This is a genomic window from Sphingomonas degradans (assembly GCF_053502645.1).
In genome coordinates this window covers 3,998,753-4,010,000 of record NZ_CP177172.1, presented here as the reverse complement: position 1 = coordinate 4,010,000, position 11,248 = coordinate 3,998,753, and the positions used below count along the sequence as shown (strand labels likewise).

The 11,248-nt window shown below is 67.0% G+C and carries 8 protein-coding genes, 1 tRNA gene and 2 rRNA genes (1 of these 11 only partly in view); 4 read left to right on the top strand and 7 right to left on the bottom strand.

Annotated features, from left to right (window positions below):
- From ACG3SL_RS18470 to ACG3SL_RS18460, 3 genes are all read left to right on the top strand, one after another.
- Positions 1-1,266, top strand: a 23S ribosomal RNA gene (locus tag ACG3SL_RS18470) (it extends 1,527 nt beyond the left edge of the window).
- 134 nt (positions 1,267-1,400) lie between these two features.
- Positions 1,401-1,515 (top strand): 5S ribosomal RNA (gene rrf / locus ACG3SL_RS18465).
- A gap of 72 nt (positions 1,516-1,587) precedes the next feature.
- Positions 1,588-1,664, top strand: a tRNA-Met gene (locus tag ACG3SL_RS18460).
- Between the two features lie 75 nt (positions 1,665-1,739).
- Here ACG3SL_RS18460 and ACG3SL_RS18455 read toward each other — a convergent pair.
- Together ACG3SL_RS18455 and ACG3SL_RS18450 are read right to left on the bottom strand one after the other, a co-directional pair.
- Positions 1,740-2,228: a PIN domain-containing protein gene (locus ACG3SL_RS18455; protein WP_448662625.1), complete on the bottom strand. Its 489-nt coding sequence runs from the start codon at positions 2,226-2,228 to the stop codon at positions 1,740-1,742.
- Positions 2,228-2,464, bottom strand: a complete 237-nt coding sequence (locus tag ACG3SL_RS18450; protein ID WP_448662624.1) for a type II toxin-antitoxin system Phd/YefM family antitoxin — start codon at positions 2,462-2,464, stop codon at positions 2,228-2,230. The genes ACG3SL_RS18455 and ACG3SL_RS18450 overlap by 1 nt, the downstream gene beginning before the upstream one ends.
- A gap of 200 nt (positions 2,465-2,664) precedes the next feature.
- On the opposite strand from ACG3SL_RS18450, the gene ACG3SL_RS18445 reads away from it, so the two are divergent.
- Positions 2,665-4,029, top strand: a complete 1,365-nt coding sequence (locus tag ACG3SL_RS18445) for a cation:proton antiporter (RefSeq protein ID WP_448662623.1) — start codon at positions 2,665-2,667, stop codon at positions 4,027-4,029.
- Positions 4,030-4,109: 80 nt separating this feature from the next.
- Here ACG3SL_RS18445 and ACG3SL_RS18440 read toward each other — a convergent pair whose 3' ends face one another.
- Genes ACG3SL_RS18440 through ACG3SL_RS18420 form a run of 5 tightly spaced genes read right to left on the bottom strand, consistent with a single transcriptional unit; the run spans position 4,110 to position 11,244 of the window.
- On the bottom strand, positions 4,110-5,639 hold the full coding sequence (locus ACG3SL_RS18440) for a tryptophan halogenase family protein (RefSeq protein WP_448662622.1): 1,530 nt from the start codon (positions 5,637-5,639) through the stop codon (positions 4,110-4,112).
- A gap of 50 nt (positions 5,640-5,689) precedes the next feature.
- Complete coding sequence (locus tag ACG3SL_RS18435; RefSeq protein WP_448665167.1) at positions 5,690-7,342, bottom strand: FAD-binding dehydrogenase; 1,653 nt, start codon at positions 7,340-7,342, stop codon at positions 5,690-5,692.
- Positions 7,343-7,344: 2 nt separating this feature from the next.
- Complete coding sequence (locus tag ACG3SL_RS18430; RefSeq protein WP_448662621.1) at positions 7,345-9,069, bottom strand: AMP-binding protein; 1,725 nt, start codon at positions 9,067-9,069, stop codon at positions 7,345-7,347.
- Positions 9,066-10,352, bottom strand: coding sequence for an acetyl-CoA C-acetyltransferase (locus tag ACG3SL_RS18425; RefSeq protein WP_448662620.1), 1,287 nt, complete (start codon positions 10,350-10,352; stop codon positions 9,066-9,068). Before ACG3SL_RS18425 ends, ACG3SL_RS18430 begins: the two co-directional genes overlap by 4 nt.
- Positions 10,345-11,244, bottom strand: a complete 900-nt coding sequence (locus ACG3SL_RS18420) for a MaoC family dehydratase (RefSeq protein WP_448662619.1) — start codon at positions 11,242-11,244, stop codon at positions 10,345-10,347. The genes ACG3SL_RS18425 and ACG3SL_RS18420 overlap by 8 nt, the downstream gene beginning before the upstream one ends.
- Between the last annotated feature and the right edge of the window lie 4 nt (positions 11,245-11,248).

The window sequence follows — 11,248 nt, the reverse complement described above, 5'->3', positions numbered from 1 at the left end:
GACCGTACCCGAAACCGACACAGGTGGTCAGGTAGAGTATACCAAGGCGCTTGAGAGAAGTGTCCTGAAGGAACTCGGCAAATTGCCTCCGTACCTTCGGAAGAAGGAGGCCCCATGTAAGCGCAAGCTCTCATGGGGGGCACAGGCCAGGGGGTAGCGACTGTTTAGCAAAAACACAGGGCTCTGCTAAGTCGGCTTCAAGACGACGTATAGGGCCTGACGCCTGCCCGGTGCCTGAAGGTTAAGTGGAGGGGTGCAAGCTCCGAAATGAAGCCCAGGTAAACGGCGGCCGTAACTATAACGGTCCTAAGGTAGCGAAATTCCTTGTCGGGTAAGTTCCGACCTGCACGAATGGCGTAACGACTTCCCCACTGTCTCCAGGACATGCTCAGCGAAATTGAATTCTCCGTGAAGATGCGGAGTACCCGCGGTTAGACGGAAAGACCCCGTGCACCTTTACTGCAGCTTCAGAGTGGCATTAGGAAAGAACTGTGTAGAATAGGTGGGAGGCTTTGAAGCCATGGCGCCAGCCGTGGTGGAGCCACAATGTGAAATACCACCCTGTTGTTTTCTGATGTCTAACCACGCACCGTCATCCGGTGCTGGGACCCTCTGTGGCGGGTAGTTTGACTGGGGCGGTCGCCTCCCAAAGAGTAACGGAGGCGCGCGAAGGTTGGCTCAGGCCGGTTGGAAACCGGCTGTTAGAGTGCAATGGCATAAGCCAGCCTGACTGCGAGACTGACAAGTCGAGCAGAGACGAAAGTCGGTCATAGTGATCCGGTGGTCCCTCGTGGAAGGGCCATCGCTCAACGGATAAAAGGTACGCCGGGGATAACAGGCTGATAACCCCCAAGAGCTCATATCGACGGGGTTGTTTGGCACCTCGATGTCGGCTCATCACATCCTGGGGCTGGAGCAGGTCCCAAGGGTTTGGCTGTTCGCCAATTAAAGTGGTACGTGAGCTGGGTTCAGAACGTCGCGAGACAGTTTGGTCCCTATCTGCCGTGGGCGTCGAAATTTGAGAGGAGTTGACCCTAGTACGAGAGGACCGGGTTGAACATACCTCTGGTGTACCAGTCGTTCTGCCAAGAGCGCAGCTGGGTAGCTATGTATGGACGGGATAACCGCTGAAAGCATCTAAGCGGGAAGCCTCCCTCGAGATAAGATTTCATAGGACGGTCGGAGACCACGACCTTGATAGATCGGATGTGGAAGTGCGGTAACGCATGAAGCTAACCGATACTAATTGTCCTATTCGCGCTTGAGAGTTCCACCATCAATGTCAGCACTGGGCAACCAGCGCCGTCATGGTGTGATGATCATCGCAGCCCGTATTATCATCTTACAATTACCGTGCACGGTATCGATTTGAAAAACTTCCAGCTGCACCTGCTTCATTGCTTGGTGACCATAGCGTCTGTGACCCACCCGATCCCATCCCGAACTCGGCCGTGAAACCAGACAGCGCCGATGGTACTATCGCCTAAGCGATGGAAGAGTAGGTCGTCGCCAGGCATTGAAGCCGGTGCAGCCAGAAGTTTCTTCGCACGAAGAACCCATTCACAACGCCAAAGACATACACCCTGACGCGGGGTGGAGCAGTCCGGTAGCTCGTCAGGCTCATAACCTGAAGGTCACAGGTTCAAATCCTGTCCCCGCAACCAAAACACACAACCGCTTCAGCAACACGCTGAGGCGGATTTTTTTTGCCCGCGCCAGGCCGGCGCACATGCTCCCGCCTACGACCGCACGAAGAAATCGCGCAGCCACGCCGCTCGCGTCCGCCCCGCCGTCCGCCAGTCGGCGTCCTCCTCCGGCTGATACGTCGTCGGATCCAAAACCCGCACCCGCGCCGCCTTGAACGCCGCGCCGTTGCGCGTCACCAGCGTCAGCCCGTGCTCCAGCGCCGTCGCCGCGAACAGCGCGTCGCGCGTCACCGACAGCCCGATCTGCCCGCGCCGCCGCGCAACCGCCAGATCCAGCGGCAGGATATTGCCCTCAAACGCACGAACCACGCTCTCGTCGATCCACTTGCGCAGCGCGGCGCCCGCCGCCTTGTCCCGTCGCGCCGCGTCTGTCGCTGCCGCCTCCAGTTCCACGAGCGTGATCGACGACACGAACAGCCGCTCGCGCGCCACTTGCCCTGCCCAGAGCGCGAGTCCGGGCGCGACATCGCGCTCCCGCGCACGGCGCAGATCGAAGACGATCGGGGTATCCAGCAGGTACATCAGCCCCCGTGCCTGTCCCAGGATTCGGGTGGCGGCAGCACGCCGCCCGCCGCGTCCGGCATCGCCAGCAGATCGACGATGCTCTCGCGCTCGCCGCTAAGCGCGCGAAACGCCTCGACGCTCATCAGCACATGCGTGGGCCGTCCCCGATCGGTGATGAACACCGGCTCGACCCGTGCCAAACGTTTTGCGGCGCTGACATCCTGATTGAACTCGCGGCTGCCGATGACTTTCATGCGTACCTACATCGCTATTCTGATCGCAAGTTAATGTAGCGAGGTTACTACCTTGTGGGCCAGTTGCAACACTCAGCGGTCGCGCGCCGGAAAAGCGATTGCGGGGCCCCTTTTCCCCTTGCGCAGCCACAGCGGCCCGCGCTCTCTCAACGCCGCGCAAAGGCTCGACAAACGGCCGCGCGACCATGGGGGGATGCGGAATGTTCGATCTGATCACCGGCGCATGGCATGCGCTGCTCGACGTGCTGAGCCCGCACGGCCCGGCCGTACATGCAGCGAAAAGCTACGCCCCAGGCGACTTCAGCATCCATTTCTTCCTCCAGCTCGCGATCATCATCCTGGCGTGCCGCGTCGTGGGATGGCTGGGGCAGAAGCTGCTCGGCCAGCCGCAGGTGGTCGGCGAGATGATCGCCGGCGTGGTGCTCGGGCCGTCGCTGTTCGGCCTGCTGCTGCCTGACCTTCAGCTTGCGATCTTTCCCAAGGAGACGCGCAACGTGCTGTATGTCGGTGCGCAGCTGGGTGTCGGGCTGTACATGTTCATCGTCGGGCTGACGCTGAATCTGGGCCATTTCAAGTCGAAGGTGCGCAGCGCGGCCGCGGTGTCCGCGGCGGGGATCGCGGCGCCGTTTCTCTTCGCGGTGCTGATCGCGCCGTTCCTGCTAACGGTGCCCGGCCTGTTCGCGCCCGGAATCGATCGCGGCAGCGCGACGCTGTTCATGGGGGCGTGCATCGCACTCACCGCCTTTCCGATGCTGGCCCGCATCATCAACGAACGCGGGCTGGCCAATTCGTCACTGGGCACGCTGTCCCTCACGGCCGGTGCGTTCGACGATGCGGCGTCGTGGTGCGTGCTGGCGATCGTGCTGGCGACCTTTGGCGCAGGTCCCGGCGTCGCCGTGCTCGCGATCGGGGGGGCGGTGCTCTATACCGGCTTCATGCTGCTGTTCGGGCGGCGGTTGCTCGCGCCGCTGGGCCGTGCGGTCGAGCGGCGCGGCGAGATGAGCAGCCAGGTGCTGGCGATCGCGATGCTGCTGTTCTGCCTCTCCGCGTTCCTGATGGACGCGATCGGAATCCATGCGATCTTCGGTGGGTTCCTGATGGGCGTGTGCATGCCGCGCGGGCTGTTCGTCGAGGAATTGAAGCGCAAGGTCGAGCCGCTGGCGGTGGTGCTGCTGTTGCCGATGTTCTTCACCTATTCGGGGCTGAATACCCGGATGGACATGGTCAATTCGGGATCGCTGCTGCTGATCGCGCTGGGCATCCTGGTTGTGTCGATCCTGGCGAAGTTCGGTGCCTGCTACGCCGCGGCGCGGCTGTCGGGCGAGGATAACCGCACCGCGCTCGGCATCGGCGCGCTGATGAACTCGCGCGGGCTGATGGAGCTGATCATCATCAATATCGGGCTGCAAAAGGGTATCATCGGGCCCACGCTGTTCTCGATGCTGGTGCTGATGGCGATCGTCACCACGGTGATGGCAACCCCGCTGTTCGAGCTGGTCTATGGCCGCAAGGCGCGTGCGCAGGGCGAGCTGGACGCAATCGATCCGGGCCTCGCCACCGCCTGACCGAGCGGCCAAGGGCCCGAATCCTCGCATGCACCGGCGCCAATGCCCCGGATATCCGGATCAGGACCCGGTGGGGTTCATTACAGCCGCACGCCGCCGGTGTTGATCGCCCCGATCAGCGCGCGATGCGTGGGCAGGTCGGCGACGGCGCGGTCGCCAAAGGCGCGGATGCGCGCGAACGTCTTTTCCGCCGCTGCGCCATCGGGGAAATCGGCGCGCCCTGCCCCCAGGTCGGTCGGGTATTCCATCCCGTAGAGGATGTACTGATAGTTGAAATAGGCGAAGCTTTCGACGTCGATCAGGAAGTCGAACCGGTTGGGCGGGCGGTGCCGCCACTGGTCGAGCAGGTCGCGCAGCGCGGCGGGAATCGACTCCGGGGCGGCGTTGTCGCGCCAGAACGGCTCCGCGCGCCGGCTGAGGCAATAATGCAGCTTCAGGAAATGGACGATCCGGTCATAGCGCGCGGCCATCAGCGCGTTGAACTGGCGGGCGGGAGCATCGATCGGGCCGCTATGCGGGAACAGTTCGGCGATCATCGCCACTGCCGCCTCGACCAGTACCACGCCGGTCGATTCCAGCGGCTCGAGGAATCCGCCCGACAGCCCCACCGCGACGCAATTGCCGATCCATTGCCGGGGGCGATACCCCGATTCGAACGGAATGATCCGTGCGTCGAAACGGTCATGGCCGATATAGCCGCGCAGCAGATCGGCGGCGGCAGCGTCGCCCAGATGGGCGGAGGAATAGACACAGCCGATCCCGCGCGCGCCCTCCAGCGCGATGTCCCAGGTCCAGCCTGCCTGATGCGCGGTGGCGATCGTGAAGCTCTCGATCGGGGCATCGTCGCGGTCATGGGGCAGCTTGCAGGCCAGCGCACGATCGGTGAACAGCTGGTCCTGCACCGACGTGAACGGCGCGCCGAGCGCCTTGCCGATCAGCTCGGCGCGGAAGCCCGAGCAATCGAGGTACAGGTCCGCCGTGAGCGCGCCATGTTCGCGGGTGTGGACACAGGCGATGGTGCCGTCCTCGGCCAGCTCGACGCCGGTCAGCAACCCCTTCAGGTGGCACACGCCGAGCGCCGTCGCGCGGCGGGCGATGACATCCACAAAGCGCGCCGCATCGAAATGATAGGCATAGTTTAGCGGCCCGGCGAATGCGCCTTCATCGGCGCGCTTTGGGGCCCGGCTGCTTGCGGCGACGCGGTTCTGGATCGTCACCGCTTCGGCAAAGGGGGCGCGCGTCGCCGGGTCCTGCAACAGCCAATAGGGGACCAGGCTGGTGCCGTCGGTCTGGAACGGCGGGTCGAACGGGTGGAGATAGCGATGCCGGCGCCCGTCGGCGGTGGGCGCGTGCAGCCAGTCGTCGAACCGGATGCCCTGTTTGAACGTGCCCGAGGTCTCGCGCAGGAACGCGCCCTCATCGATGCCCAGGAACTGCAGCGTCGTGCGGATCGTCGGGAACGCGCCTTCGCCGACGCCGATGATGCCGATGTCGGGCGATTCGAGCAGCGTGACGTCGATCCGTCCGCCGAAGAAGCGGGCGAGATAGGCGGCGGCGAGGCACCCCGCCGTGCCGCCCCCCACCACCAGAACGCTTCGCTTCGCAGGCATGGCCAACCGCTACCGCATCGGCGCGGCGGCGGGAACATCAAAAGGGGGAACTATCCCTGGAGCACGGCGCGCCCCGCCGCGCGGCCGGAGAACAGGCATCCGCCCAGGAACGTCCCCTCCAGCGCGCGATAGCCATGCATGCCGCCGCCGCCGAAGCCCGCGGCTTCGCCCACCGCGTAGAGCCCGGGGACCACTGCGCCGTCGCTGCCCAGCACGCGCGCGTCGAGATCGGTTTCCAGCCCGCCCAGCGTCTTGCGCGTCAGGATGTTGAGCCGCACGCCGATCAAGGGGCCGTTGGCGGGATCGAGGATCGGGCGCGGCGGGGCGGTGCGGACCAGCCGTTCGGCAAAGCCGAGCCGGGCGTTGCGGATGCCCATCAGCTGGAAATCCTTGGAAAAGCGATTGTCCAGCTGGCGATCGCGCGCGACGATCGCGTCCTCGATCTCCTGCCGGTCGAGCCGGGCGGCGTCGCCGATGCGGTTCATCCCCTCCACCAGCGTGGCGATGTCGCCGGCCACCACGAAATCGGCGCCGTGACGCTTGAAATCCTCGACCGGGCCCGGCGCCTTGCTGCCCCCCACGCGCCCCAGGATGCGGCGCCAGCTGCGGCTGGTCAGGTCGGGATTCTGCTCCGACCCCGACAGCGCGAATTCCTTGCGGATGATCGACTGGTTGAGCACGAACCAGCTGTACGGATTGCCGCCCTGCATCAGATAGTCGAGCGTCCCCAGCGTGTCGTAGCCGGGATAAAAGGGCGCGGGCAGCCGCTTGCCGCGCGAATCGAACCACATCGACGACGGGCCCGGCAGGATGCGGATGCCGTGATCGGCCCAGATCGGCCGCCAGTTTCGCAGCCCTTCGACATAATGCCACATCCGATCGGGATGGATCACGCGCGCGCCCGCATCCTGCGCGATGCCGATCATCCGGCCATCGACATGCGCGGGCACGCCGCGCACCATGAAGGCGGGGGGCGTGCCCAGCCGCTGGGGCCAGTTGCGCCGCACCAGGTCCAGATTGCCACCGATTCCGCCCGAGGCGATGATGACGCTGCGCGCAGTAAGCGTGAAATCGCCCGCCGCATCCTGCGCGCTGGCGGCGCCGCGTTCCACTGCGCTGGGGCCAAGGATCGTGCCGCTCACACCCACCACCGCGCCGCCGCGCCTGTCGAGCGCATCGACGCGGTGGCGCCACAGGAAACGCAGCCGCCCCCGCCGCTGGGCGTCGAGCGCCGCGAGCGCAAAGGGCTCGACCAGCCCCGGCCCGGCGCCCTGGGCGATGTGGAAGCGGGGGACCGAATTGCCGTGCCCGCTGGCATTGCCGTCGCCGCGCTCGGCCCAGCCGACCACCGGCATCACCCCGACGCCCTTCGACCGCAGCCAGGCGCGCTTTTCATGCGCAGCGAAGCTGACATAGGCCTGTGCCCAGCGGCGTGGCCATTTGTCGTCCGCGCGATCGAAGCCGGCGGTGCCCATCCAGTCCTGCCACGCCAGCGCCAGGCTGTCGCGAATGCCCAGCCGGCGCTGCTCCGCCGAATCGACGAGGAACAGCCCGCCCAGCGACCAGAAGGCCTGGCCGCCCAGATTCTGTTCGGGCTCCTGGTCGACGACGATCACGGTCGCATTGCCCGCAACCGCCTCCAGCGCGGCGACCAGCCCGGACAGCCCGGCGCCGACCACGATCACATCCGCTTCGTTCGTCATCGTCACCGCACCTCCCGTCGCAGGATCTTGCCGACATTGGTCTTGGGCAGCGGCGTATCGCGCATCTCCACGATCGCCGGAATCTTGTATCCGGTCAGGCGCTCGCGGCAATGGGCCCGGACTGCCTCGGCCGTCAGTCCGGGCGTGCGCGGGTGGATCACGGCCTTGATCCGCTCGCCCTTCACCGGATCGGGCACGCCGACCACCGCGACTTCGGCGACGCCGGGATGGCCGGCGATCACGGCCTCCACCTCGGCGGGATAGACGTTGAACCCGGAGACGAGGATCATGTCTTTGATCCGGTCGACGATGCGAACCGCGCCGCTTTCGTCCATCACCCCGACATCGCCGGTCGCCAGCCAGCCGTCGGGTGAGAGCACCGCCGCCGTCGCCTCGGGCTGTCGCCAGTATCCGGCCATCACCTGCGGCCCGCGCACGCACAGCTCGCCCGGCTCACCGATCCCGGCCCAGCTGCCATCGGCGCGGCGCATCCGAACCTCGGTGGAGGGGACGGGGAGGCCGACCGTGCCATTGTGCCGCATCCGATCGGGCGCGGCGAAATCGACGGGACGGATGCACACGATCGGCGCGCATTCGGTGAGGCCATAGCCCTCGACCAGCGGCTTGCCGGTCATCGCCTCCCACCGCGCCGCCACATCGGGATGCGTTGCCATGCCCCCGGCGATGGTCAGTTCCAGGGCGGAGAAATCGCGGGTGCGGAACGCGGCGTCGTCCATCAGGCTGGCGAACAGCGTGTTGACGCCTGCCAGCCCGGCAAAGCGTTCGTTGCGCAGGATCCAGCGCACGCGCTTGGTATCGCGCGGATTGGCGATCAGCACGTTGCGCCCGCCGATGCCGCTGAACAGCAGCAGGTTCGCGGTGAGCGAGAAGATATGGTAGAGCGGCAGCAGCGTCACGTTGGTGCGCGGCCTATCGTCGGGCAGCTGCGACATCACCCAGGCGCGCCCCTGCAACACATTGGCGACGACGTTGCGGTGCGTCAGCATCGCCCCCTTCGCGACGCCGGAGGTGCCGCCGGTATATTGCAGGAACGCCAGGTCGCCCTGCGTCACGGACACGCGGCGGAACGGCAGGCGGCGCCCGCGTCGCAGCACCGCGCCCCAGCGCAGCATCCCCGCACGGGGATAGGCCGGCGGCGCCTGTCCGGCGGCGCGCAGCGACAGCGCGAGGAGCGGCCCCTTTACCGGCCCCAGCATGTCGCCCATCCCGGTAACGACGGCATGTCTCACCGCCGTTTGCTCCCGGATCGCGGCGAAGGTCGCGGCGAACAGGTCCATCACCACCAGCATTGTCGCGCCGCTGTCGCGCAGCTGGTGCGCCAGTTCGGGCGCGGTGTAGAGCGGGTTGACGTTGACCACGACGCCGCCGGCGAACAGCGTGCCAAACAGCGCGACCGGATATTGCAGGCAATTGGGCATCATCAGCGCGACGCGGTCGCCCTTTTCCACGCCCATCGCCTGAAGCCATGCGGCGAAGGCGTGCGCATCGCGCAGCACCGCGCCATAGCTGCGTCCGGTGCCGAGGCTGACGAACCCCTCGCGCGCGGCATGGCGGGTCGCGTCGCTTTCAAACACATCCGCCATCGACCCTGCGGCATCGAGTTCCGCGTCGATCGTGGCGGGGACACCGGGGCTGTAGTGATGGGTCCAGAATCGCTCGGCCCAGAGCCGGTCCGCGTCCGCCGCCTGCCCCGGCGCGGCGCTCATTTCTCGACCACCGCGACGACGCCCTGTCCCCCGGCGGCGCAGATCGAGATCAGCCCCCGCCCGCCACCGCGCCGGTGGATGCTCTGCGCCAGCGTGGCGAGGATGCGGCCCCCGGTCGCGGCAAAGGGGTGGCCGGCGGCGAGCGAGCTGCCGTTGACGTTGAGCCGTGCCCGATCGATCGCCCCGGGGGGTGCCGCGCGGCCCAGTTTCTCGCGCGCGAAGTCCGGGTCTTCCCAGGCGGCAAGCGTGCACAGCACCTGTGCGGCAAATGCCTCATGCACTTCGTAGAAGTCGAAATCCTGGAGCGCGATGCCCAGCTTGTCGAGCATCCGTGGCACGGCATAGGCGGGGGCCATCAACAGCCCCTCTGCACCGCTGGCGAAGTCCACGGCTGCCGCTTCGCCCGCGCGCAGATAGGCGAGCACCGGCAGGTCGTGCGCGCGCGCCCAATCCTCGCTGGCGAGCAGCACTGCCGCCGCGCCATCGGTGAGCGGGGTCGAATTGCCGGCGGTCAGCGTGCCGTTGGCGCGATCGAACACCGGGGCGAGCCGGGCGAGCTTTTCGACGCTGCTGTCGGGGCGTAGGTTATTGTCGCGCGACAGGCCCCGCCACGGCGTGACCAGATCCTCGAAGTCGCCCCGGTCATAGGCGGCGGCCATCGCGCGGTGGCTGGCGGCGGCAAGCGCGTCCTGATCGGCGCGGGCGATGCCCCAGCGTTTCGCCATCTGCTCGCAATGCTCGCCCATTGACAGGCCGGTGCGCGGCTCGGCGTTGCGCGGCAGTTCGGGGCGGAAGGGCAGGTCGGGGCGGATACCCGCCAGTGCCTTCAGCCGCGCGCCCATCGTTCGGGCACGGTTCGCGCGGAGCAGCGCCTGGCGGAACCCTTCGTTGATCGCGATGGGCGGATCGGAGGTGGTATCCACGCCGCCGGCGATGCCGACATCGATCTGTCCCAGCGCGATTTTATTGGCGACCAGGATCGCGGCCTCCAGCCCGGTGCCGCAGGCCTGCTGCACGTCATAGGCGGGGGTCTCGGGCGACAGGCTGGTCGACAGCACCGATTCGCGCGTCAGGTTGATGTCGCGCGAATGCTTGAGCACGGCACCGGCGACGACTTCGCCCAGCCGCATGCCCTCCAGCCCGAAACGATCGACCAGCGCCTGGAGGACCACGGTCAGCATCGCCTGGTTCGACGCATCGGCATAGGCGGTGTTCGATCGCGCGAACGGGATGCGCCGTCCGCCCAGGATCGCCACGCGGCGCGGTGCGGAAATGCTAAGCATGGTCGGTCTCCCGGAATCGGTGGCTGCGCCCGAGGCAGCCGATCAGATGGAGGCGCGCGCCGCTGGGGTCGCGCACTGCGAAGTCGGTGGTTTCGCCGTGCGCGCCGACGCAGAATGCGGCGCGGCCGGGCAGCAGGATCGGCGCGCGGAACGCCACGTCGATCGCCACGGCGTCGCTCTGCATGGGCGGCAGAACCAGCGCGAGTGCGCGCGCCTTGGTCCACATGCCGTGGGCGATCGGCTGGCGGAATCCGAACAGCCGGGCGCCCAGCCACGACATATGGATCGGGTTGCGATCGCCTGACAGCTGCGCATAGCGCCGGGCCACGGCGCGCGAGATGCTTTCGGGCAGGACGGCTTCGGTCGGCGCAGTGTCGGCGGACAGGGTGCGTAGCGGCGTGCCCAGCGCGGAGCGCGCGCCGACGCGCAGATAGCTGCTCTCGCTCTGCCACACCGTCGCGCCGCCCCGCTGCGCTTCGACCAGGATGGTGAAGGCCTGGCCGCGCGAGTGCGTGTGGAACGCGCCGCAACGCGCGGCGATGTCCAGCCGGTCGCCGGGCTGGATCGCCGCATGCTGGACGATGCGATTGGCGACATGCACCAGCCCCGCCATCGGATAGGGGAAATCGCGCCGCATCATCAGCGCCAGGTGCAGCGGAAAGGCGAGCAGGTGCGGATAGCTGGGCGGCACGCCATGCTCGGGTGCGAAGCCGCAGAGCGCGCGATAGTCGGCCACGGACTGCGGCTCGACCACGACGCCGCGCCGCAGCAGCCGGACGCCCGGCAGCACGGGCGCGGCGGGCGCGCGCTTGGCCAGCGTCGCGAGCCCGGCGACCAGCACTGCACCTTGGGAAGGGGGCGCGTCCAGAATGCGGGTGTCTGCGCGCGCCATCGGG

Excerpts from the sequence above, each read along its gene's own strand:
- ACG3SL_RS18455 (WP_448662625.1), bottom strand. The coding sequence starts at position 2,228 with ATGTACCTGCTGGATACCCCGATCGTCTTCGATCTGCGCCGTGCGCGG.
- ACG3SL_RS18440 (WP_448662622.1), bottom strand. The coding sequence starts at position 5,639 with ATGCCTGCGAAGCGAAGCGTTCTGGTGGTGGGGGGCGGCACGGCGGGG.
- ACG3SL_RS18420 (WP_448662619.1), bottom strand. The coding sequence starts at position 11,244 with ATGGCGCGCGCAGACACCCGCATTCTGGACGCGCCCCCTTCCCAAGGT.
- ACG3SL_RS18445 (WP_448662623.1), top strand. The coding sequence starts at position 2,665 with ATGTTCGATCTGATCACCGGCGCATGGCATGCGCTGCTCGACGTGCTG.
- ACG3SL_RS18435 (WP_448665167.1), bottom strand. The coding sequence starts at position 7,342 with ATGACGAACGAAGCGGATGTGATCGTGGTCGGCGCCGGGCTGTCCGGG.
- ACG3SL_RS18430 (WP_448662621.1), bottom strand. The coding sequence starts at position 9,069 with ATGAGCGCCGCGCCGGGGCAGGCGGCGGACGCGGACCGGCTCTGGGCC.
- ACG3SL_RS18425 (WP_448662620.1), bottom strand. The coding sequence starts at position 10,352 with ATGCTTAGCATTTCCGCACCGCGCCGCGTGGCGATCCTGGGCGGACGG.
- ACG3SL_RS18450 (WP_448662624.1), bottom strand. The coding sequence starts at position 2,464 with ATGAAAGTCATCGGCAGCCGCGAGTTCAATCAGGATGTCAGCGCCGCA.